Below are 23,029 nucleotides of genomic sequence, written 5' to 3'. Positions count from 1 at the left end.
CGGGTCAGGCGAACGGGTCGGCGAAGCCGACGTACATCGTCTCCAGGTACGCCTCGATGCCCTCAGGGCCGCCCTCGCGCCCCATCCCGGAGTGCTTGACGCCACCGAACGGCGCGGCAGCATTCGAGATGGTGCCGCCGTTGACGCCGAGCATGCCCGTCTCCAGGCGCTCGGTCATCCGCCAGACCCTGGCCAGGTCGCCGGTGTGCAGGTAGGCGGAGAGCCCGACGGGGGAGGCGTTGACCCGCTCGACCACCTCGTCCTCGGTCTCGAACGTCGTCACGGGGGCCACTGGGCCGAAGATCTCGGACGACGCGATGGCCGCGTCGGCGGTGACACCTGTGAGCACGGTGGGGGCGTAGAAGTACCCCGGTCCGTCGACAGGCCCCCCGCCGGTCAGCACCTTCGCGCCCTGCCGCACCGCCTCGTCAACCAGGTCTCCGACGCCCTTGCGTGCGCCGTCGGAGATCAGGGGACCCACCTGGGTGCCCTCCTCGAGGCCGTCGCCGACGGTGAGCGCGGCCAGACGCGCCGCCAGCCGCTCGGCGAACTCGTCGGCGACCCCGGCCTGGACGTAGAAGGTGTTGGCCGCGTTGCAGGCCTCGCCCATGTTGCGCATCTTCGTCTGGTAGGCCGACTCCACGGCCTTGCCGAGGTCCGCGTCGTCGAACACGATGAACGGCGCGCAGCCGCCCAACTCCATCGACGTGCGCACCACGTTGCCGGCGCACTCCTCGAGCAGCGCCATACCGACGGCGGTGGAGCCGGTGAACGACAGCTTCCGCAGGCGACGGTCGCGGATGATGGGGCCGGTCACGGGCTGCGCGTCCTCCGTCGGGATGACGTTCACCACGCCCTGGGGCACGCCCACCTCCTCCAGGAGGCGCACGAAGGCCAGCGAGGTGAGCGGCGTCAGGGCGGCGGGCTTCAGGATGGTGGTGCACCCGGCCGCCAACGCCGGGGCGATCTTGCGGGTGGCCATCGCGAGCGGGAAGTTCCACGGCGTGATGAACAGGGCGGTACCCACGGGGCGGCGCACCGTCAGCATGCGCAGGGTGCCCTCCGGCGAGGGGGAGTAGCGGCCGTTGATCCGGACGGCCTCCTCGGCGAACCACCGGAGGAACTCCCCGCCGTAGGTCACCTCGCCCCTGGCCTCGGCCAGCGGCTTGCCCATCTCGATGGTCATCAGCGCGGCGAAGTCGTCGGCGCGCTCCATCAGCAGGTCGTAGGCGCGACGCAGCAGCTCAGAGCGCTCCCTCGCCGGGGTACGCGCCCAGCCCGATGCGGCGCCGTCGGCAGCCGCCAGCGCGGCCATGCCGTCGTCCGGCGTGGCGGAGGCGACCTGGGTGAGCACCTCGCCGGTGGCGGGGTTGTGCACAGCGAAGGTCTCGCCGGAGGATGAAGGGCGCCACACGCCGTCGATGAAGAGCTCGGCTGGCGCCAAGGCCAACGCGCGGGCGGTGCGGTCTGTGGACATGGTCACTCCTGACATCTGCGGCTGGGAGTCGCTGCCCCCAGTCTACGAACGACGCGCCCGGCGCGTCGTGATCGACCCTTGACGTGGGGCGTGCTGACGGTGAGGCTGGGGGCACGAACCGGCACCGGAGCACACGAGGAGTAGCCATGCCCCAGTTCCTGCTATCAGTCATCCACGACGGGAAGCCGTTCGCGGAGGATGCCGATCAGAGCGAGATCTTCGCCGCGGTCGACGCCCTCAACCGGGAGATGATGGACGCCGGCGCGTGGGTGTTCGCCGGCGGGCTCACCCCACCGTCGGACGCCCGGTACGTCACGTCCGAGGGTGTCGTCGTCGAGGGCCCGGTGCTGCAGTACCCGGACCAGGTCAACGGGTTCTGGGTCATCGACGTCGAGGACGACGCGGCCGCGCTCGACTGGGCGAAACGGGCGGTGGCCACCGGCTGCAACCCCACCGTCGAGGTGCGGCCCTTCCAGGGCTGAGCGGGGCGCCCAAGCCGGCTGGCCGACAAACACGCGAGGCCCGGATCTCCCTGGGGGAGGGAGATCCGGGCCTTGTGCCGAGCGGTTCCGACTCGGAATGGGGGTCAGGCGTCGATCGCGACAGCCTCGGTTGTCCGATCGATCTCCATCTCCGACATGTTCTCGTTGATGCGCATGCCGTAGAAGGAGCGGTGGACGAAGAACAGCGACGCGAAGAAGAACGCCGCGGCCAGCACCCAGGTCAGCACCTGGCCGCCCTGAGCGTTCAGGGAGACCGCGAGTTCGACCGCGAGGAGACCGAACAGGGTGGTGAACTTGATCACCGGGTTCAGCGCCACCGACGAGGTGTCCTTGTAGGGATCGCCGACGGTGTCGCCGATGATGGTGGCGTCGTGCAGGGCTGTGCCCTTGGCGTCGAGATCCACTTCGACGATCTTCTTCGCGTTGTCCCAGGCACCGCCCGCATTGGCCATGAAGATGGCCTGGTACAGGCCGAACAGGGCCATGGCGATCAGGTAGCCGATGAAGAAGAATGGCTCCACGAAGGCGAACGCGAGCGTGGAGAAGAAGACGCCGAGGAAGATGTTGAACATGCCCTTCTGGGCGTACTGGGTGCAGATCTGGACGACCTTGGCCGAGTCCTCCTCGCTCGCCCGGGTCACCCCGTCGAGCTTGATGTTGGCGCCGATGAACTCGACGGCCCGGTAGGCGCCGGTCGTCACGGCCTGGATGGAGGCGCCGGTGAACCAATAGATGACGGCGCCGCCGACGAGCAGGCCGAGCAGGAACGGGGCGTGCAGCAGCGACAGGTTCGCGACGGCCTCCGCGTTCTCCAGACCGTCGGTGAGGCCCATCATGATCGAGAAGATCATGGTGGTGGCGCCGACGACCGCGGTGCCGATCAGCACGGGCTTCGCCGTCGCCTTGAACGTGTTGCCCGCGCCGTCGTTGGCCTCGAGGAAGTACTTGGCGCGCTCGAAGTCGGGCTCATGGCCGAACTCGGTGGCCAACTCGTCGGCCGCGCTCGGGTCATGTTCCACCGTCGACAGCTCGAAGACGGACTGCGCGTTGTCGGTCACCGGGCCGTAGGAGTCCACCGCGATGGTGACGGGGCCCATGCCCAGGAAACCGAAGGCGACCAGGCCAAAGGCGAAGACGGCCGGGGCCAGCATCATGTCGCTCAGGCCGAGGGTGGAGATGCCGTAGGCGACGGCCATCAGGGCCGCGATCGCCATCCCCAGCCAGTAGGCGGAGAAGTTGCCCGAGACGAGGCCGGAGAGGATGCCCAGCGAGGGGCCGCCCTTGTTGGAGGAGATGACCACTTCCTGGGTGTGGCGGGCGCTGGTGGAGGTGAAGACCTTGACCAGTTCGGGGATGAGGGCGCCGGCCAGCGTGCCGCAGCTGACGATCAACGACAGCTTCCACCAGAGGCCACCCTCGAGGTTGCCGATGAGCAGGATCGAGGTGAGGAATGTGGTGGCGATGCAGACAACCGAGGTGATCCAGACCAGCGAGGTCAGGGGTGCCTCGAAGTCCATGTCGTCGGCGTTGGCGTAGCGGGCCTTCGCCCAGGCGCGGTTGGCGAAGTAGGAGATACCGGAGGCGACCACCATGGCGGCGCGGATGACGAACAGCCACACGAGGAGGGTCACCTGCATGCTGACTTCCGGTACGCCGATGAGGATGAAGGTGATCAGCGCGACGCCTGTGACGCCGTAGGTCTCGAAGCCGTCTGCCGAGGGGCCGACGGAGTCGCCGGCGTTGTCACCGGTGCAGTCGGCGATGACGCCGGGGTTGCGGGCGTCGTCTTCCTTGATCTTGAAGACGATCTTCATGAGGTCGGCGCCGATGTCGGCGATCTTGGTGAAGATGCCGCCCGCGATGCGGAGGGCGGACGCGCCGAGGGACTCGCCGATGGCGAAGCCGATGAAGCAGGCGCCGGCGATCTCGCCGGGCAGGAACACCATGATGATGAGCATCATCGCGAGTTCGACCGAGATCAGCACCATGCCGATGCTCATGCCGGAGCGCAGCGGGATGTCGTGGCAGGGATAGGGCTTGCCGCCGAGCGCTGCGTGCGCGGTGCGCGAGTTCGCCAGCGTGTTGACGCGGATGCCGTACCAGGCGACGCCGTAGGAGCCGGCCATGCCGATCAGCGAGAACGCGATCACGATGGCGGTCTTCCCGACGCCGAAGCCGACGAGGAACAGGTAATAGAAGATGATGATCGCGGCGATGAACGCCCACAGCACCAGCAGGAACTTGCCCTGCTGCTTCAGGTAGGCCTTGCAGGTGGTGTAGATGAGTTCCGAGATCTCGCGCATCGCCGAATGGGCGGGCATGCGCTTGAGTTGCGTGTAGGTCATCAGGCCGAAACCGAGACCCAGCGCGCACACGATGAGGCCGAGCCCGAGGAGCGCGGAACCGGGGATGCCGAGGAAATCGACGCTGCCGAGATCCGGCAGCTGCAGGTTGGCCTCACCTCCGACGTGGGTCTCGCCGGGCGGGGCGCCGTCGCCCGCACAGCCGGTGATTCCGAGTGCAGTGAGTCCTGCGATTGCCAGCGCAGCCCAGCGGGCGCGCCTCATCCCTCTGCTGGAGAGCATGGTTGCCATAATGACCGTCTTCTTCCTTGAAACTGGCCCGCGACGCAATGTGCCGTCCCCTAATACTACGTCCGGTAGTGACCGAAGTCGGCGGGGGTTGGGTTAGATCGCTCAACGTCGCTGGCATCTGGGGCGCCGCACGCGTTGCAGGGTGGCTGACGCGGCCGGCGTCCGGCGACCCTAGGCTGTCCGCATGACCGAAGACGTGCTGGACCTGGACGCGCCGCCGGCACCAGACTCCACCGGGCGACTCGGCGGGCCATGGTCCAGGGGCCGCACTGCCGTCGTGGCGGTGGCCGTGGCCGTGGCGCTGGGGCTAGGGCTGGTGCTCCTGCTCAGGTCGTCGCCGCCCCCCGTGCCGCAGGTCCTCGGCCTCCAGGAGGGGCCCATCGAGGCGTGGCGATGGGGCGACGACGGGAGGGCGTACGGGGGTTTCGAGCCAGTCGGCGGCGACCGCCTCCTGGTCTCTGTCGGAGGCGGCGACCCGTCGCTGCCTCAGGTGGCCCTGCTGGCCGCTGGTTCGGGCGAAGAGCTGTGGCGGACCTCCGTGCAGGGCGTGTGGGGCTTCGGCGAGTCGCACCTCACTGATCTGCCGGGGACCCCGTGGGTCGGCGTGCCCCTCAAAGGGGCGATGGCGTTACTGGACCGCGAGACCGGCCGGGAGATGCACCGGCTGGAGATGCCGGTGTTCGATTCCACGGAGTACACGGACTCGGCCGGGAACGTCTTCGAGTCGCCTGGCGGGTACAGCTGGGTTTCTTCAAGCAACAACGGCACGTTGTTCCTGGCGGTACGCCAGAACGACGAGGACCCCCACGGTCCTGGCACGGCCAGATTGATGGCCTACGACCCCGGCGATCTGGTGCACCCACTGTGGGACGTCGATGTCGACGTCGACGCCGGGGGTGGATGGTCTGGAGGCTTTGCGAGGCAGGTCCTGGAGTCTGACGGATTCGCGTACCTCGCGCCGGACTCGGCCGCGTCTGAGTTCGCCGCCTACCGCTACGTGTTCCGGATGTCCGACGGCGCGCAGCCCGACTGGCAGCCTACGCGGCCGTCGATGCACGTGGTGGACGGCGTGACGGTCATCAACGAGTTCGGCGCGGTCCGTGCCATCGAGCCCGCATCGGGGGAGGAGGTGTGGCGCTCCGAGGTGGGCAACTGGGGGACCGTGGTCAACGACGGGCTCCTCTACCTCCTGCCCCTGAGCGGCAAGGGGGAGCTGCAACGGCTCGATCCGCGCACCGGAAAAGTGCGGTGGGTGACACCGCTGGCAAACCAGCTGTGGGGGGATCCGCAGGGTGCTGCGCCCGGAGCGCTGTGGGGCGACGACCTCATCGCCCTCGAGGGAGCCTACGGTTCCGCAGCCATGGCGGTGCTGCGCTTCGACGCCACCACCGGACGCGAGGTGATGCGCACCCCCATCGAGGCGCGCGCCGGTGAAGCGGCCGTGTACGTGGGGGAGGGGCAGCTCGTCGTGCTGATCGCACCGACGGATCCGCAGACGGGCGAGACCACACAACCGAAAGCGTTGGGCATCGACCCCGACACCGGCGAGGTCAGGTGGGAGCGGACGTTGCACGGGTATGCCACCGTGTACGGAGGGCGGTTGGTGGTGGGCGACGACGACAGCGTCGCGGTCTATCGGTGAGCCAACACCGTGTTCCACGCGGCCGTCGCGACGGCGGGGTGGGCCCTCCGGCCCACCCCGCCGCCGCAATTGCGTCAGGCCTGGTCGTCGAGTTTCCGGAGCGCGGTCTCCCAGCGCTCGGTCAACGACTCAGGGGCGTAGCCATCTTCGATGAGTTCGTGGGTCAGGTGAAGCTCGGTGCCGCCGTCGACGGGTTTCATCTGCAGGTCGACGAGGCTGCGGGGAGCGCCTTCGGCTTCATGCCAGGAGAACCGGATCTGTTCCATGGGGTGGAAGCTCCGGGTGACGCCGTGTGGGCCGTCGGTGGACGCCCAGTCGACCCCCTTCGATCCCAGTTGACCACCCTTGCCCAGCAACGGCTCCTGGCCGTTGGGTTGCATGAGCGCCGCCCACACCTTCTCGAGCGGTTTGGCGACCTTGTGGGTCACCTTCACGCTCTTGGTTTCCGCCGTCTCCTCCACAACTGCATCCATCTGTGTGCACCTCCTGGGTACTGCGGGCAACTTCCGTGGTGCCCTGGTATCCAAGCCTAGCTCTGCGATCGCAGGAGGGAAGAGGGCAGTGCCAATTCGTCATGGCTGACTCGGCCGGGGGTCATCCGTTGCCCGGTGGCCACGGCAAGACCGGGCGGCGGCTACACCTTCAGCCAGAGCAACGACTGGTTGTTCAACAACATCGTGATGTTCGGTGCTGGCTGAGGGGCGGCCCCGTAAGGTGACTGTCATGTCAGCAGAGCCGCTGGAGATCCACATCATCGCCGACTCCACAGGCGAGACCGCAGCCCGCATCGCGCGGGCCGCCATCACCCAGTTCCCGACGCGGCAATTCAGCCTGGTCCGGCACCGCAAGGTGGGCACCACCGCGTCGTTGCTCACCGCGCTGGAGACCATCAAGGAGAGCACGGAGCGGGCGCCCGTCGCGGTGTTCTTCACGCTCGTCAGCGAGGAACAGGCCGAGTTGGTCAAATCGTTCTGCAACGACATTGAGGTGCCGTTCGCCGATCTGATGACGCAGGCGATGGGTGCGCTGGAACGCATCAGCGGCATCGAGGCCGACCAGGTCCCCATGCGCCCCCTCGGCGTCGAGGCGGAGTACTTCGTGCGGATGGCCGCCATCGACTTCGCCGTCCGCCACGACGACGGGTCGCTCCCGGAGGCGCTCAAGGAGTGCGACATCTGCCTGGTGGGCCCGTCCCGCTCAGGCAAGACCCCGCTGTCGATCTACCTCGGCTACCTGGGCTACAAGGCGGTCAACGTGCCCCTGGTGCCGGGCATCGAACCGCCGAAGGAGCTGTGGGATCTGGACCGCTGGCGCATCATCGGGCTCACGATGGACGCGGAGCGGCTCAATCAGATCCGTGGCCAGCGGGTGCGCGGCATGGGTGGCTTCGGCACCAAGGACGGGTACGCCGACCTGGTCAAGATCTACGACGAGCTCGATGAGATCGGCCGCACCCAGCGCAAGCTCGGCTGCCCCATCATCGACACCACCGGCGTCGCCATCGAAGAGGCCGCCTCGCGCATCATCGACGTGGTCGATGACCGGGCCCGCAAGGTGGGCCAACGCCTCCGTCGTCCCCCCGGGATCGTGCGGCCGGGCGGCGCCTGGGCGCCTCCTCCCAAGTGATCCACGCTCCGCGGGCGTGGGGTGCCCGCTCCGCAGCCTGACGAAGGTGGGGTCGGCTGGGATTCTCCCACCCCGCCCCCTTCGCCGGGCTTGTCAGGACTAGTCTTGGGGCAGCGGGGAGCCAAAGGCGGTTCCCCAGGGTTTGTCAAAGGAGATATCCCCACATGAGCGAGGATCGCTACATCTACGACCTGTCCGAGGGTGACGCCACGATGCGCAGCCTCCTCGGCGGTAAGGGCGCCAACGTCGCCGAGATGGCGAAGGTCGGCCTTCCCGTCCCGGACCTGTTCACCGTCACCACCACGGCCTGCGTTCAGACGATGAACAACGGTGGAAAGTGGCCAGAAGGCCTGGCCGACGGCATCGCCGCGGCGCTGAAGCGCCTCGAGCAGCGCACCGGCCGTGTGCTGGGTGCCGCCGAGAAGCCCCTCCTCCTCTCCGTGCGTTCCGGCGCCGTCCACTCCATGCCCGGCATGATGGACACCGTCCTCAACCTCGGCATCTCCGACGAATCCGTCAAGGCGCTCGCGGAGGAATCCGGCAACGAGCGCTTCGCGTGGGATTCCTACCGACGCTTCATCCAGATGTACGGCGAAGTCGTCGAGGGCGTCCCGGGCCACCTCTTCGAGGACGCGCTCAGCGCGCTGAAGCACGAGCGCGGCGTCGAGCAGGACACGGATCTCACCGCCGACGACCTCAAGGAGCTGGTGGCCACCTACAAGGAGATCTCCAACGAGTACCTCGGCGGGGAATGGTCCTCGGACCCCCACGAGCAGCTCAACCGCGCCGTCAACGCCGTCTTCCGCTCCTGGGGCAACCCCCGCGCCGAGGTGTACCGCCGCGCCCACAACATCTCCGCTTCGCTCGGCACCGCCGTCAACATCCAGCAGATGGTGTTCGGCAACCGCGGCGACACCTCCGCCACCGGCGTCTGCTTCACCCGCAACCCGTCCACCGGCGAGAACGCGCTCTACGGTGAGTTCCTCGTCAACGCCCAGGGCGAGGACGTCGTCGCCGGCATCCGCACCCCGCGCCAGCTCCATGAGATGGAGGAGGTGCTCCCCGAGGCGTACGCGCAGCTCGTCAAGACGATGAAGGACATGGAACTGCACTACCGCGACATGCAGGACATGGAGTTCACCATCGAGGACGGCAAGCTCTACATGCTGCAGACGCGCAACGGCAAGCGCACCGCGGCCGCCGCGCTGAAGATCGCCTCGGACCTGGTCGACGAGGGTGTCATCTCGCAGGAGGACGCGCTGATGCGCATCGAACCGGGCCAGCTCGACCAGCTGCTCCACCCGGCGATCCCACCGGACCACGGCAATGACGCGATCGCCACCGGCCTGCCGGCTTCGCCGGGTGCTGCCGTCGGTGGCGTGGTGTTCGACGCGGACACCGCGGCGGATCTCGGCGGCAAGGGCGAGGCAGTCGTCCTGGTGCGCTACGAGACCACCCCCGACGACATCCACGGCGTCATCGTCGCCCAGGGCATCCTCACCGCCCACGGCGGCATGACCTCGCACGCCGCCGTCGTGGCGCGCGGAATGGGCAAGCCCTGCGTGGCCGGCGCGCACGGCATCAAGATCGACACGGTGGCCAAGACCCTGACCATCGGCGACCGCGTCATCCATGAGGGCGACGTCATCACGCTCGACGGTTCCCAGGGCAAGGTCTACGGCGAGAAGCTCGATCTCATCCCGCCGCAGATCAACGAGGATTTCCTCAAGGTCGTGCAGTGGGCCGACGACGTGCGCCGCCTGGGCGTACGCGCCAACGCCGACAACTTCGAGGACGCCACCAAGGCCCGCGAGCTGGGCGCCGAGGGCATCGGGCTGTGCCGCACCGAGCACATGTTCATGGCCCAGGACCGCCTGCCCGCTGTCCGCAAGATGATCCTCGCCGAGAGCCCCGAGCAGCGCGCAGCCGCGCTCGAGGAGATCCTGCCCATGCAGCAGCAGGACTTCGAGGGCATCTTCACCGCCATGAAGGGCCTCCCCGTCACCGTTCGGCTGCTGGACCCGCCGCTGCACGAGTTCCTGCCCAACCTGGTGGAGCAGTCGCTGCTGGTGCAGCGGCTGGAACTGACCAACGGCGACGGCCAGCAGCTCACCGAGGCGCGGGAGACGCTGACCCAGGTCAAGCGCCTGCACGAGCTCAACCCGATGCTCGGCACCCGCGGCGTCCGTCTGGCCATGCTGTACCCGGAGATCCCGGACATGCAGGCCCGTGCCATCATCCGCGCCGCCCTGGCGGTCAAGGAGCGCGAGGGCGAGACAGTCGGCGTGGAGATCATGATCCCGTTGGTGGCGCTCACGCAGGAGCTCGAGGCGCAGCGGGCCATCGTCGTGGCGGCGGTTGACGACGAACTGGCGAAGGCGGGTCAGCAACTCGACTACACCATCGGCACCATGATCGAGCTGCCGCGCGCGGCGCTCGTGGCCGACAAGATCGCCGAGTTCGCCGACTTCTTCTCCTTCGGCACCAACGACCTCACCCAGACCACCATCGGCATCTCGCGCGACGACGCGGAGAACGGCTTCCTCACCAACTACGTGATGGACCACGTGCTGGAGCGCAACCCGTTCGAGACCATCGACGTGGACGGCGTGGGCGCCCTGGTGGAGATGGGTGTGGCCAAGGGTCGGCAGACCAAGCCCAAGCTCAAGACGGGCGTCTGCGGCGAGCACGGGGGCGATCCGGATTCCGTGACGTTCTTCCACGGCGCCGGGCTCGACTACGTGAGCTGTTCGCCGTTCCGCGTACCGATCGCCCGGTTCGCGGCCGCCAAGGCGGTGCTGCAGGAGCGCGCCGGCTGACGTGAACGGAAACCCCCGGGTGGACACCGGTTGCCCACCCGGGGGTTCCGTACGCCCGGCCGCTGTCGTCGGCGCGGGCGTCGGCCCCCGTCGGCCTAGACTGGGCCCGAGACTAGGAGGTCAGGGTGTCGAACGACCAGTACCCGCCGTCGGAGCCGCAGCCGCAGCCGTACGGTACGCCGAGGGGGCCGGAATTCGGCGGGCCCAGCTACGACCCCTACCTCGACGATCCGTTCACCGCGCAGACGCCTCCGCCGGCCCAGCCCGTCCCCACGTACCTGCCCCCGGCGGTGTCGCCCGCCCCGGTGGCGCCGCCCACGCCGCAGCAGCCACCGTATGGCTACCCGGTGCCCTACCAGCAGCCGATGCAGGTGCCCCAGCCGTACTACGGCTACCAGTTGGCAAAGCCGGAGCACCCCTCGTCGGTTGCCGTGCTGGTCCTGGGCGTCCTCAGTGTGTTCGTGGTGGTCACCGCACCATTCGCCTGGTACATGGGCAGCAAGGCGAAGAAGGAGATCGCCCTCGGCGCGCCCTACCAGTGGGGTGCCGGCGGGCAGGTCGGCTGGGTGCTGGGCATCATCTATTCCGTGTTCATGATGCTGTTCGCAGCGCTGATCATGCTGGGGATCATGGCCAGCGTGTGAGCGGTTGCTGTGACCTTCGGCAGCCCTTGTGGACAATCTCCCACGCGATGGCCTCCTCATGCCCGACAATTGCGGTGCATTCGCCACGAAAGGAACAGCCATGTCCCAGCCGGAGTACGGGGCCCCGCAGGGCCAGCCGGATCCTCAGCAGAGCCCTCTCTACGGTCAGTCGCCTGACTACGGCCAGACCCCGCCCGCAGCGGGCTACGGTCAGCAGCCCTATGGCCAGCCGCAACAGCCCTACGGCCAGCAGCAGCCCTACGGCCAGCCGGCCTATGGCCAGCAGCAGCCGTACGGCCAGCCCACCCCCTACGGGCAGCCGGGTTACGGCCCCCCCGCCGAGCACCCGCAGAGCCAGACCGTGTTCATCCTCGGCATCGTCGGCATCTTCGTGCAGGTCTGCGCCTTCATCGCCTGGTACATGGGCGGCAAGGCCAAGAAGGAGATCCAGGCCGGCGCGCCCTACGCCTTCGACGGCAACCTGAAGACCGGCTACCTGCTCGGCAAGGTCATCTCCATCCTGACCATCATCGGCGTCGTCCTCACGATCGTGTGGTTCATCTTCATCATCGGTCTGGCCGCTTCATCCGGCTACTGACCGCCTGATACGCGACGACGGCGCGGCCACCGATGGTGGCCGCGCCGTCGTCGTCTGGCTGGGTCAGTGGTCGCCTTCGTCGACGACGACCTCGGGGGTGCGCACGAGATGCACCACTGCTGCTGCCAGCCCGCCCCAGAGGGTGAGCATGGCGATGATCATCATGGTGATGGCGATGGGTGTCATTTCTTCATGATCTCCTCATACTTGGCGTCGAGCGCGTTCTCGTCGATGGATTCCACGGTGCCGCGTCTCCACGGCGTGAGGGCCAGGATGGCGGCTCCGACGATGAGCGACGCGACCATGCCCCAGCCGAAGATGCCCAGCATCCCCAGCGGGTAGTCCCCGTAGGGCGTGGTGACGTGCTTGATGACCTCGGTCACCAGGATGTAGCCCAGCACGACCGGCACGACGACGGCGACGAGCACCATCCACACCTTGCCGAAGCGCACGCTGGAGACGCGATAGAGGTGGCTCTGCAGCAGCGGGATCTTCCGCAGCACCCAGGCCACCACGATCACCATGGCGAACGCGCCGAGCAGGATGCCGAACTTGTTGATGAACTCATCCGTGATGTCCAGGAAGAACAGGCCGGTGGTGGTGGACAGCAGCAGCATGGACGCCGCGGCCATCGGCAGGCCGACGGCGAGCGTGGCCTGCACGCGGCCAAGGCCCAGCTTGTCCTGCAGGGCGGCGGTGCAGACCTCCACGATGGAGATCATCGATGTGAAGCCGGCGAACACCAGCGACGCGAAGAACAGGGCGCCCAGCAGCGGGCCGATGGAGCTGGAGGACACGATGCTGGGGAACGCGATGAACGCCAGCCCGATGCCTCCGGAGGCCACGTCACCCACCTCGCTGCCCGAGGACTGCGCCATGAAGCCCAGCACCGCGAAGACGCCGATGCCGGCGAGCAGCTCGAAGCCGGAGTTCGCGAAGCCCACCACCAGGCCGGAGCCGGTCAGGTTGGTGCGGCGACGCAGGTAGGACGAATAGGTGATCATGATGCCGAAGCCCACCGACAGCGAGAAGAAGATCTGACCGTACGCCGCCGCCCACACGCCGGGGTTCGCCAGCGCGGCCCAGTCCGGGGTGAAGAAGGCGTTGAGACCGTCCATCGCGCCCGGCAGGGTGAGCGCCTGGATCACCAGGACGAGGAACATCACGAGCAGCAGCGGGATCATCACCAGGTTGGCCCTCGCGATACCCCGCTTGACGCCGAGGCCGATCACCACGAGCGTCAGGACCCACACCAGCAGCATGGGGATGGCCACCTGCGGGACGAAGTCGAACCCGATGTGCGGGGTCTCGGCCACCTGGAGGAACTCGCCGAAGAGGAACCCCTCCGGGTCGTCACCCCAGGCCTCGGTGAAGCTGAAGATGAAGTACATCGCGGCCCACGCGAGGATCGCGGCGTAGTAGACGGCGATGACGAAGCAGACCAGCACCTGCCACCAACCGAACATCTCGCTCCACTTCTTGCCGGCCCGGCGCAGCGCCAGCGGGGGAGAGGCGCGGTAGCGGTGGCCGAGGGCGTAGTCGAGGAACAGCAACGGGATGCCGGCGGTCAACAGCGCGATGAGGTACGGGATGAGGAAGGCGCCGCCACCGTTGGTGTACGACACGTAGGGGAATCGCCAGATGTTGCCGAGACCGACGGCGGAGCCGATGGCCGCCAGGATGAACACGTTGCGCGAGCTGAACATCTCGCGACGGTGGGTCGTCGGCGCCGCTGGCCGCATGACAGATGGATCGCTCATCCGTCCTCCTATGGGTAGTAATACGGGCGTAGCGTATAGGCCTCGGGGCGCGCGCGGATAGGGGCGCGCGGGATGGACCGCTCAGTGGCCCAGCGCGGCGGGGCGCCGAGATATGTGCCTGCCCTGTCAGGGCCGCCCCGGCCGTGGGAGACTCGGGTAGCACCCGACGGAGGAGAGTCCTGTGAGTGACGTCCCGCCCTACCGCCCCGACGACTTCGCCGACCCCTCGTCGCCGTCGGAATTCGGCCCCGCGCCCAGCCGAGGCGCGTCGTCGCCCGCACCGTGGGGCCAGCCCCCGGTCCAGCCCCAGCCCCAGCCGTACGGGCAGCCGGCGCCCTATGGCCAACCCGCTCCCTATGGCCAACCCGCTCCTTATGTGCAGCCGGGACACTATGCACCCTCGCCCTACGCGCAAGGGCCTGGGCCCTATGCGCCGCCCTGGGCGCGCCCCGAGCACCCGCAGACGCAGATGGTCTTCATCCTCGGCATCGTGGGCATCTTCACCGGTGTCGTGTCCTTCGTCGCCTGGTACCTGGGGGGACAGGCCAAGAAGGAGATCGAGGCCGGTGCGCCGTTCCCGTGGGACGGCAACCTCAAGACCGGGTACATGCTTGGCAAGGTGTTCAGCATCATCTGGATCGTGCTGATGGGTCTGGGCGTCGTGTTCTGGGTGCTGTACATCCTGTTCTTCATCTCCCTGTTCGCCTCGATGCCCTGACGCTGGGCGTGGGGCGGACTCAACGCACGAAGACCGGCTGGTCCTTCGTCGAGCGGGCCTCGTCGTACTCGTAGCCGTCGCGGTTGAAATCCAGCAGCTTGGAGGGCGTGCGCACCCGCTCCTTCACCAGCCACGCGGCCATCGTGCCGCGGGCCCGCTTGGCGTAGAAGCTGACGATGCGTGGCTCGCCGTCCTTGTCGCGGTCCTCGAAGCGCGGCGAGATGATCCTGGCGCCCAGGCGTTCGCCGTCGAGCACCTTGAAGTACTCGGTGCTGGCCAGGTTGATGAGGACGTCGGCACCGGGGGAGGCGTCCAGGTCGCGGTGCAGGAGGTCTGTGACCTGGGTGCCCCACCAGTCGTACAGCGACTGCCCCCGCGCGGAGGCGAGCCGGGTGCCCATCTCGAGGCGGTGCGGCTGGATGAGGTCCAGCGGGCGCAGCAGCCCGTAGAGGCCGGACAGGATGCGCAGCGACTTCTGCGCCTCGGTGAAGTCGCGGGCGTCGAACGTGTGCGCCTGGAGGCCCTGGTAGACATCGCCGTTGAAGGCGAGGATGGCGGGCCGGGCGTTCTTCGCGGTGTGTTCGCTGGTGAAGTCCTGGTACCGCGTGGCGTTGAGGTGGGCCAGGTCGTCGGAGATGTGCATCAGCTGCGAGATGTCCGCCGGGGATTTGGTGCGCATGATCTCGATCAACCCGTCCGACTGCCCGATGAGGCGCGGCTCGGAGTGCTTCTTCGTGGGCAGCGGGCTTTCGAAATCCAGCGACTTCGCCGGCGACAGGACGGACAGCATGGCCCCGATTGTAGGTGAACCACGCGCGGACGCGCCTGGGAATACCCAGGGCAGTATCGGTGTTTGACTGTGTGAGGAGGATGTATTCATGTTGGACCCAGCAGCCCTGTACCAGTTCGAGTCGCACGTCGACCCACGCGCCATCCACGCCAAGGCGATGGTGGTGACGCTCGGCGCCTTCGTGGACGCCGGACACGTGCAGCGACTCGTGGACGAGCACCTGCTGGAGACGTTGCCCAACCACGTGCTGGCGCGCTTCGACGCGGACCAGCTGCTGGACTACGCCAGCCGTCGGCCGCCCATCACGTTCGAGCGCGACCACTTCACGGACTACGAGCGCCCCGAGATCACCCTCCACCATGTGCTGGACACCGACGGTGCCCCGTTCCTGCTGTTGAACGGCCCGGAGCCGTCGTACCAGTGGGAGCGGATGGCCGCCGCCGTCGTCCACCTCGCCGACACCTTCGACGTGGCGCAGGTGATCACGCTCCAGGGAGTGCCCATGGCGGTGCCGCACACGCGCCCCGTGTCGCTGTCGCGCTTCGCCACGAGCCCGGACCTGATCCCCGGCCACCAGCCCATCTTCGGCACCATGCGCATGGGCGCCTCACTGCCGGCACTGCTGAACGTCCGGCTCGGTGAGGCCGACGTGGCGTCGGTGGGCCTGGCCGCCCACATCCCGCCGTACCTGGCGGAGACAGACTTCCCCGCGGCCGCCGTCGCGCTGCTCGACTCGCTGGGAGCGCACGCCCAGCTGAACCTGCCGACGTCGACGCTGGAGACGAAGGCCGTCCACGTGGCCGCCCGGCTGGGTGAGGGCATGGCCGCGGACGACGACCTGCGTGAACTGGTGGAGTCGCTCGAGGAGCAACACGACCGGGTCGTGCGGGCGCTGGGCCACCAGACGGAGCCCGAGGACGTGCCGTCGGCCGATGAGCTGGGCGCTCAGGCCGAGGCCTTCCTCAGGTCGCTGGACGACACCGAGTAGGCCACGTGGCTCCGGCGGGCGTCAGCCGACGTGGTCGGCTGAGTTCGTCGAAATGCCCGGCGCGCCCTCGTGGACGATCTTGCCCGGGTTGAAGTTGCGGCCCGGATCCACGCCGTCGAACAGCTTGCTCTGGATGAACACGCCCGCGGGGGAGATGTCCTGCTCCATCCAGGGGCTGTGCTCCTCACCGACGCCGTGGTGGTGCGAGACCGTGCCGTGGTTGTCCATGAACGCCTGCTGGATGGCGCGCTTGGCCAGGTCGTAGGTCACGAGATTGCTCTCGGAGTCGTCGTTGATCGCGAACGTGAAGTACTGGCACGCTCCCGAGTGGTACGAGTGGCTGAGGTGGCAGAACACCACGCCGCGCAGCCCCAAGTCGTCCATCACCTGGTAGAAGGCGTCCGTGGCGTTGGTGTGGATCTGCTCCGCGAAGGCCCACGGGGTCGTCGTCTCGGAGACGTCGCAGACCAGGCCGTGGTCCAGCATGAAGTCGCGCAGGTAGGGGGTGTCGTACTTCTTCTGGTCGTACAGCGCGCCCGGGCCCTTGCCGACGCCCATGCCGCCGTTGTTGCGCACGATCTTTCCGACGATGCCCTTCAGGTAGCGCACGTGGCTGGCCGAGCCCTCGAAGCCCACGAAGCTCATGGCGATCTGGCTGAGGTCCCAGCCCTTCTGCTCCATCAGCTTCTTGATGCCCTTGCTGACCAGCGACGAGACCCTGCTGCCCTTCTTGCCGTTGGCCATGATGTATTCGGTTTCGAGAGCATCCGAGACGCGGGCCATCATGACATCCGCGTCGGATTCGACGATCTCGCGGCAGGCCTTGAGGCCGTCTGCGTAGGTGGCGTAGAAGTACGCCTGGATCTCGCGCACCTCCGGCACGCGGTGCACGTTGACCCACGCGGACGTGATGACGCCCAGGCGACCCTCGGAGCCCAGCACCATCTCGCGCACGGACGGGCCGGACGAGGTGGACGGGAGGGGGCGCAGCGTCAACACCTGGCCGGGCATCACCATGGTGAGGCCGCGGGTGATGTCGGCGATGTCACCGTACTTGTCGGACTGCATGCCCGACGAGCGGGTGGCGATCCAACCACCGAGCGTGGACCACACGAACGAATCGGGGTGGTGCCCCAGCGTCCAACCGCGCGCCTGGAGCTGGTCCTCCATGTCGGGGCCGAAGACGCCGGCCTGGATGTGCGCGAGGCCCGAGACCTCGTCGATCTCCAGCACCTTGTTCATCCGGCCGAGGTTCACCGAGACGACCTGCCGCGACTCACCGGGCACGGCCTCCAGGGCGGCCACGATGTTGGAACCGCCGCCGAACGGGATCAGCACGGCGTCGGCGTCGACGACGGCGTCCACCAGGCGTTCGACCTCACGCTGGGTGCCGGGGTAGAGCACCACGTCGGGTACCCGGCCGAGTTGGCCGCGGCGCACGCGCACCAGGTCACGCACCCCCTTGCCGAACGCGTGGACGACGCGGGTCTCGTCGTCGGTCTGCACGTACTTCTCGCCCAGGATGGCGACGAGGCTCGTGCGCAGCGACTCTGTGAGCTGGGAGGCCGGCACCTCGAGGGAGGAGAAGGGCGGGACGGGCTTGACGGGTTCGTCGATGTCGACGCCGACCCGGTTCATCACGAAGGGTGCGAACTTCGGCTTGTCCTTGTAGCCGAAGCTATGGCCTTCTTCGCCCCAGCCCCACCACTTCTGCTGCTTGACGCCCTCGATCATTGAGGATCCTCCTGCTTGTCGGCCTGCTCCCGGGCATGTTCAGCCAGAGTCGCGATTTCCGTCTCCTGTGCGCGTTCGAGCGCCACATTACGCTCATACTCCGCAAGCGTCTTCTTACCGTAAGCGCGCGCGGTCGTGTCATGGAGCTCCAGCACCTGGCGGCGCATCCGCTCGTTGAATTCGTGGGCGATCTCCCCGGGTCGCGGCGTCATGGGCCGTCCGAACACGACGTGCACCTCGGGCCGGCCCTTGGGGAGGTGCTTCTGCTTCGACGGCCAGGCCGCGAAGGCGCCGACGAGGGCCACCGGCAGCGCCGGCACGCCACGCGAGATGCACAGCGACGCGACGCCCGGGACGTACTTGCCCATCGCACCGGTGCGGGAACGCGTGCCCTCGGGGAACAGCAGCAGCGGCACACCGTCGGACAGCAGTTGCCCGGACATGCCGCGCTTGCCCTTGCCGCCCTTGCCGCGGTCGATCGGGAAGCCGTTCATGAACAACGCCATCGACATGGACTTGAACCAGTTGCCGAAGAAGAAGTCGCCGGCCGCGCCGGTGGCGACGCGCTTCGAGAGGCGGTTGGGTAGCGACGCGAGGATGAGGGGGGCGTCGAGGTGCGAGGAGTGGTTGCCGAACACGATGAAGGCGCCGTCGAGAGTGTCGAGGTTGCTGGCGCCGTGCACATGGACCCGCAGCAGTCGCATCAGCGCGGGCTTGAGCACCAGCATCTGGGCCGTCTGGCGCGTCGTCGCCTGCACCTTGGAGGTGTAGCGCGAGTTGCCCGATTCGAGTTCGGCTGCCACGTCAGTGCTTCCTCGAGGCGGACAGCTTCTTCGAGAACCAGCGGGTGAAGGCGCGCGGGCCATGGTCCGCGAGGAACATGGCGGTCTTCCACTTCCAGTCCGGCACCGACTCGAAGCGGCCCTTGGCGGAGTCGTCGAGGGCGGTGCGCACGAGCTTGTCCGCGTCGATCCACACGATGCCCGGCAGCTTGGAAGCGTTGATGCCGGCCCGCTGGTGGAACTCAGTCTTGACCCAGCCGGGGAGCAGCGCGGTGGCGGTGACGCCGGTGCCGCTCAGCTCGAGGGCCAGGGAGTTGGAGAACGTGCGCGCCCAGGCCTTGATGGCGGAGTAGTTGCCGGAGAAGATCGACGACGACGAGGACGCCACCGTGATGATCTGGCCGTGCCCGCGGGTCTTCATGGCGCGGGCGGCGGAGCCGCTGAGGATGAACACCGCCACGCACATGACCTCGATGGCGTTGGTGTTGAGCTCCACCTCGTCCGGGTTCAACGACGTGGAGTGGAGCCCGAACCCGGCGTTGTTCACCAGGATGTCGACGGGGCGGCTGAGGTCCTCGAGCCGCTCACCGATGCGCAGCATGTCGGCCCGCTCTGACAGATCCGCCTGGATCGTCTCGACCTCGACGCCGAACTGGCCGTTCAACTCGGCCGCGACGGCCTCGAGGCGGACGGTGTCGCGGGCCACCAGGATCAGGTTGGTGCCTCGCCTGGCCAACTCCTGCGCGAACGCGAGACCGATGCCGGAAGTGCCACCCGTGATCAAAGCTGAAGCCATGAGGTCAAAGGTACGCCACTGGGGGTGGGGCTCGCGAAGCGTGTCTGGCCTTGCTGAGCGGGGTTCGTGGTAATCCCACAACGGCGGGGCCCGGGGTTGTCGAAGAGCTACAAAAAGGGGGCTGGAAATGCTTCAGGGGGCGATGTCGCGCAGGCGCGGACCGATCGGCCCGGTGTGTGCGACACCACCCCCTGAAGGGCTTCGCTCAGCGGGAGATGACCTCGAGGGTCTCCTGCGCCATGGCCAGTTCCTCGTTGGTCGGGACCACGAGCACGCGGACGCTGGACTCCGGCGTGGAGATCTCACGCGGCTCCTTCGACCGGGCGTCGTTGGCGGCCTGGTCGAGTTCGAAGCCCAGGTTCTTCAGGCGCTCGATCACGGGGCGACGAACGTGCGCCGCGTTCTCGCCGACACCGGCGGTGAACACCAGGGCGTCGACCCCGCCCAGCACGGCGATGTAGGAGCCGATGTACTTCAGGAGCCGGTGCACATAGACGTCGAGCGCCAGCTGCGCGCGCTCGTCGCCCTCGAGGATGGCCGTCTGCACGTCACGCATGTCGGTGAAGCCGCAGAGGCCGCCCATGCCGGACTGCTTGTTGAGCAGGTTGTCCACCTCGTCGATGGTCATGCCGCTGCGCACCAGGTACTTGTGCAGACCCGGGTCCACGTCGCCGGAACGGGTGCCCATGACGAGGCCCTCCAGCGGGGTGAGGCCCATGGAGGTGTCGATGGCGACCCCGCCGTCGACGGCGGAGATCGAGGCGCCGTTGCCGAGGTGGCAGACGATGATCTTGAGGTCTTCGATGGGCTTACCGAGGAACTCCGCGGCCTTCTTCGACACGTAGCTGTGCGAGGTGCCGTGGAAGCCGTAGCGGCGCACGCCCAGGCGCTGCGCGGTGTCGTAGTCGATGGCGTAGGTGTAGGCCTCGGCCGGGAGGGTGGAGAAGAACGCCGTGTCGAAGATGGCCACGTGCGGGACGTCCGGCAGGACCTCCTTGGCGGCGTTGATGCCGGCGATGCCGGGCGGGTTGTGCAGCGGCGCCAGGTCCGACAGCTCCACGAGCTTGTCGATGACGCTGTCGTCGATCAGGACCGACTCGATGAAGGTGGCGCCACCGTGCACGGTGCGGTGACCCACGGCCACCACGTCGTCGAGGCTGGGCCCGTGGTCCGTGAACATCTTCACGACGGCGGCCACTGCCTCCGTGTGGTCCGCGAACGGGCGGGCCTCGTGGTACTCCTCATCGCCCACCTCGTGGGTGATGGTGCCGACCTCGAGGCCGATGCGCTGCACGATGCCGACCGCCTGCGGCGAGCCCACCCCCGGATCGAGTAGCTGGTACTTGATCGACGACGATCCGCAGTTGAGCAGGAGGATCGGCTGGCTCATGGCGCTTCCTTTATTGGGGGGTTGTGATGAACGACGCGGCAGGGTGGGGACCCTGCCGCGTCGGCTCCTGGCTCAGTTGGTCTGGGCCTGGATGGCGGTGATGGTGATGGTGGACACGATGTCGTCCACGAGGGCTCCGCGCGACAGGTCGTTGACCGGCTTGCGGAGGCCCTGCAACACGGGGCCGATGGCGATCGCACCGGAGGTGCGCTGCACGGCCTTGTAGGTGTTGTTGCCCGTGTTGAGGTCCGGGAAGATGAACACGGTGGCGCGCCCCGCGACCTCCGAGTTGGGCATCTTCTTGGCGGCGACCACCTCGTCGACGGCGGCGTCGAACTGGATGGGGCCCTCGACCTTCAGCTGCGGCGCGCGCTCGCGCACCAGGCGGGTGGCCTCGCGCACCTTGTCGACGTCTGCGCCGGAACCCGAGTCGCCCGTCGAGTACGACAGCAGGGCCACGCGGGGCTCGATGCCGAAGTTCGCGGCGGTGGCGGCCGAGGTGATGGCGATGTCCGCCAGTTGCTCGGGGGTGGGATCCGGGTTGACGGCGCAGTCGGCGTAGACCAACACGCGGTTGCTCATGCACATCAGGAACGAACCCGACACAACGGAGACCTCAGGCTTGGTCTTGATGAACTCCAGCGACGGCCGGATGGTGGCGGCGGTGGTGTTGATCGCGCCCGACACCATGCCGTCGGCCATGTCCAGGTGGACCATCATGGTGGCGAAGTAGGACGGGTCCGTGATCCGCTGGCGGGCCTGCTCGATGGTGATGCCCTTGTGGGCGCGCAGCCTGGCGTATTCCGCCGCGAACTGCTCGACCAGCTCCGGGTCCTCCGGGTTGACGACGGTGGCGTCGGAGAGGTTGAGGCCCAGCTCCGAGGCGCGCTGGCTGATGCGCGCCACGTCTCCCAGCAGGATGATGTCTGCGACGGAGCGCTGCAGCACGATGTCCGCGGCCTCGAGGATGCGGTCGTCCGTGGCCTCCGGCAGCACGATGCGCTGCTTGTTGGCCCGGGCCATCTGCATGATCTGGAACTCGAACATGGTGGGCGTGCGGATGTCCGTGGTGGTGAGGTCGATCTTCTCCAGCAGCGCACTCTCGTCGACGTACTGCGAGAACAGCGCCCGCGACACCTCGATCTTGCGGGGGGAGCTGGTGGACGTGCCGCGCACGCCCTGCAGCTTCACGGCGGTGGAGAAGGTGTCGCCCTTGGTGACCGCGATGGGCAGGTCGATCGTCGAATCCGTGAACAGCTTCGACACCGATTCCGGGATCTCGAAACCGCCGGTCAGCACCATCGCCGACAGCGGCCCGTAGTGCGGCGAGCGGTGCGCCATCACGAGGCCGGGGAGCAGGTCGAGGCGGTCCGCCGGCATGATGACGGTGGATTCGCGCTTCAGGTAGGGCAGCAGGTTGGGCAGCGTCATGCCGCCCACGATGGTGTGCAGCGACTCGTGCGCCAGGAACTCGCTCTGCCCCAGCCACTGGGTGGCGCCGACGGCGGCGAACTGGGCGCCGACGGAGGGGGCGCGCAGCACGGGGCTGTCCGGCAGCACGGCGACCACGGCTTCACGGACCCTGTGCAGTGCATCGGCGACCTCGGCCTCCCGGCCCTCGTCCGCATGCGTCGCGATCAGCGCGATGACGGTGTTGTGCCGCGACTCGAACGCGTCGACGGCGGACTCGGTCATCCGCTGGACCTGCTCGGCCGAACGGTCCTTGGCGCGTGCCACGAAGATCACGGGCGAGTTGAGGTTGGCGGCGATGACGGCGTTGTGGTCCAGCTCCAGGGCCGACTCGAAGTCGTCGTAGTCCGAACCGACGATGACCACGGCGTCGCGGTTCTCCGACAGCTCGCTGTACTTCGCGACGATGGTGTCGATCGCCTGGTCCGGATCCGCGGCGTAATCGGCGTAGGTCACGCCCACGGCGGACTCCAGCGACTGGTTGACGCCCTTCGGCGAAAGGAGGGCCTGGGTCACTGCGTCAGCGTCGAGGGAGTGCACGAGCGGGCGGAAGACGCCCACCGAGCGCACCTGGCGAGCGAACAGGTCGATCACGCCCAGGGCGATGGACGACTTACTGACCAGCCGCTCCGACGAGGCAATATAAACACTTTTGGTCACGGGGACCACCTTATCGCGATTCGTTTGTTGGGATGGGG

19 protein-coding genes are annotated in these 23,029 nt (G+C 67.8%); 8 read left to right on the top strand and 11 right to left on the bottom strand.

Features of this window, described 5'->3' with window-relative positions; genetic code table 11:
* Positions 1 to 4: 4 nt before the first annotated feature.
* Positions 5 to 1,477, bottom strand: a complete 1,473-nt coding sequence (locus tag C3E87_RS08080) for an NAD-dependent succinate-semialdehyde dehydrogenase (protein WP_198928249.1) — start codon at positions 1,475 to 1,477, stop codon at positions 5 to 7.
* Positions 1,478 to 1,623: 146 nt separating this feature from the next.
* Here C3E87_RS08080 and C3E87_RS08075 point away from each other — a divergent pair, with 146 nt between their 5' ends.
* Positions 1,624 to 1,959 (top strand): YciI family protein, encoded by a 336-nt coding sequence (locus tag C3E87_RS08075; protein ID WP_076061457.1) that lies wholly within the window; start codon positions 1,624 to 1,626, stop codon positions 1,957 to 1,959.
* 104 nt (positions 1,960 to 2,063) lie between these two features.
* On the opposite strand, the gene C3E87_RS08070 is transcribed toward C3E87_RS08075, so the two are convergent.
* Complete coding sequence (locus tag C3E87_RS08070) at positions 2,064 to 4,547, bottom strand: sodium-translocating pyrophosphatase (RefSeq protein WP_076061455.1); 2,484 nt, start codon at positions 4,545 to 4,547, stop codon at positions 2,064 to 2,066.
* A 211-nt stretch (positions 4,548 to 4,758) separates the two neighbouring features.
* Between C3E87_RS08070 and C3E87_RS08065 the strand changes: the two genes are divergently transcribed.
* Complete coding sequence (locus C3E87_RS08065) at positions 4,759 to 6,216, top strand: PQQ-binding-like beta-propeller repeat protein (protein WP_076061453.1); 1,458 nt, start codon at positions 4,759 to 4,761, stop codon at positions 6,214 to 6,216.
* A 74-nt stretch (positions 6,217 to 6,290) separates the two neighbouring features.
* Here C3E87_RS08065 and C3E87_RS08060 read toward each other — a convergent pair whose 3' ends face one another.
* Positions 6,291 to 6,689, bottom strand: a complete 399-nt coding sequence (locus C3E87_RS08060; RefSeq protein WP_076061451.1) for an SRPBCC domain-containing protein — start codon at positions 6,687 to 6,689, stop codon at positions 6,291 to 6,293.
* A 250-nt stretch (positions 6,690 to 6,939) separates the two neighbouring features.
* Between C3E87_RS08060 and C3E87_RS08055 the strand changes: the two genes are divergently transcribed.
* The 4 genes from C3E87_RS08055 to C3E87_RS08040 all read left to right on the top strand — a co-directional run bounded on the left by C3E87_RS08055 (position 6,940) and on the right by C3E87_RS08040 (position 11,903).
* On the top strand, positions 6,940 to 7,842 hold the full coding sequence (locus C3E87_RS08055) for a pyruvate, water dikinase regulatory protein (RefSeq protein ID WP_076061449.1): 903 nt from the start codon (positions 6,940 to 6,942) through the stop codon (positions 7,840 to 7,842).
* A gap of 164 nt (positions 7,843 to 8,006) precedes the next feature.
* Positions 8,007 to 10,661, top strand: a complete 2,655-nt coding sequence (ppdK, locus tag C3E87_RS08050; protein ID WP_076061447.1) for a pyruvate, phosphate dikinase — start codon at positions 8,007 to 8,009, stop codon at positions 10,659 to 10,661.
* 125 nt (positions 10,662 to 10,786) lie between these two features.
* Positions 10,787 to 11,305: a hypothetical protein gene (locus tag C3E87_RS08045; protein ID WP_076061445.1), complete on the top strand. Its 519-nt coding sequence runs from the start codon at positions 10,787 to 10,789 to the stop codon at positions 11,303 to 11,305.
* A gap of 100 nt (positions 11,306 to 11,405) precedes the next feature.
* Positions 11,406 to 11,903, top strand: coding sequence for a hypothetical protein (locus tag C3E87_RS08040; RefSeq protein ID WP_076061442.1), 498 nt, complete (start codon positions 11,406 to 11,408; stop codon positions 11,901 to 11,903).
* 63 nt (positions 11,904 to 11,966) lie between these two features.
* Here the strand turns inward: C3E87_RS08040 and C3E87_RS08035 are convergent, their stop codons facing one another.
* Both C3E87_RS08035 and C3E87_RS08030 read right to left on the bottom strand, forming a co-directional pair.
* Entirely contained in the window at positions 11,967 to 12,089 is a 123-nt protein-coding gene (locus C3E87_RS08035) for a methionine/alanine import family NSS transporter small subunit (protein ID WP_076061440.1), read from the bottom strand.
* Entirely contained in the window at positions 12,086 to 13,663 is a 1,578-nt protein-coding gene (locus C3E87_RS08030; protein ID WP_076061438.1) for a sodium-dependent transporter, read from the bottom strand. The genes C3E87_RS08035 and C3E87_RS08030 overlap by 4 nt, the downstream gene beginning before the upstream one ends.
* Before the next feature lie 181 nt (positions 13,664 to 13,844).
* On the opposite strand from C3E87_RS08030, the gene C3E87_RS08025 reads away from it, so the two are divergent.
* On the top strand, positions 13,845 to 14,381 hold the full coding sequence (locus C3E87_RS08025) for a hypothetical protein (protein ID WP_143570944.1): 537 nt from the start codon (positions 13,845 to 13,847) through the stop codon (positions 14,379 to 14,381).
* Positions 14,382 to 14,400: 19 nt separating this feature from the next.
* Here the strand turns inward: C3E87_RS08025 and yaaA are convergent, their stop codons facing one another.
* Positions 14,401 to 15,171, bottom strand: a complete 771-nt coding sequence (gene yaaA / locus C3E87_RS08020; RefSeq protein WP_076061434.1) for a peroxide stress protein YaaA — start codon at positions 15,169 to 15,171, stop codon at positions 14,401 to 14,403.
* Between the two features lie 88 nt (positions 15,172 to 15,259).
* Here yaaA and C3E87_RS08015 point away from each other — a divergent pair, with 88 nt between their 5' ends.
* Positions 15,260 to 16,159 carry a PAC2 family protein gene (locus C3E87_RS08015; protein WP_076061431.1) on the top strand — a complete coding sequence of 300 codons (900 nt, stop codon included), beginning with the start codon at positions 15,260 to 15,262 and terminating at the stop codon, positions 16,157 to 16,159.
* A 21-nt stretch (positions 16,160 to 16,180) separates the two neighbouring features.
* On the opposite strand, the gene C3E87_RS08010 is transcribed toward C3E87_RS08015, so the two are convergent.
* The 5 genes from C3E87_RS08010 to pta form a co-directional block, all read right to left on the bottom strand.
* On the bottom strand, positions 16,181 to 17,893 hold the full coding sequence (locus C3E87_RS08010; RefSeq protein WP_076061429.1) for an FAD-binding oxidoreductase: 1,713 nt from the start codon (positions 17,891 to 17,893) through the stop codon (positions 16,181 to 16,183).
* The gene (locus tag C3E87_RS08005; protein ID WP_076061426.1) at positions 17,890 to 18,696 is read right to left on the bottom strand and encodes a 1-acyl-sn-glycerol-3-phosphate acyltransferase; all 807 of its coding nucleotides are present in this window, start codon (positions 18,694 to 18,696) and stop codon (positions 17,890 to 17,892) included. The genes C3E87_RS08010 and C3E87_RS08005 overlap by 4 nt, the downstream gene beginning before the upstream one ends.
* Before the next feature lies 1 nt (position 18,697).
* Positions 18,698 to 19,471 carry an SDR family oxidoreductase gene (locus C3E87_RS08000; protein WP_076061424.1) on the bottom strand — a complete coding sequence of 258 codons (774 nt, stop codon included), beginning with the start codon at positions 19,469 to 19,471 and terminating at the stop codon, positions 18,698 to 18,700.
* 205 nt (positions 19,472 to 19,676) lie between these two features.
* Positions 19,677 to 20,861 carry an acetate kinase gene (locus C3E87_RS07995; protein WP_076061422.1) on the bottom strand — a complete coding sequence of 395 codons (1,185 nt, stop codon included), beginning with the start codon at positions 20,859 to 20,861 and terminating at the stop codon, positions 19,677 to 19,679.
* Positions 20,862 to 20,933: 72 nt separating this feature from the next.
* Positions 20,934 to 22,991: a phosphate acetyltransferase gene (gene pta, locus C3E87_RS07990; protein WP_076061420.1), complete on the bottom strand. Its 2,058-nt coding sequence runs from the start codon at positions 22,989 to 22,991 to the stop codon at positions 20,934 to 20,936.
* Between the last annotated feature and the right edge of the window lie 38 nt (positions 22,992 to 23,029).

Origin of the sequence: Tessaracoccus sp. ZS01 (genome assembly GCF_022342445.1) — a bacterium.
Classification (GTDB): domain Bacteria; phylum Actinomycetota; class Actinomycetes; order Propionibacteriales; family Propionibacteriaceae; genus Arachnia.
Note: the sequence above shows the minus strand (reverse complement) of the source record. Positions and strands in the feature narration are given on the sequence as shown.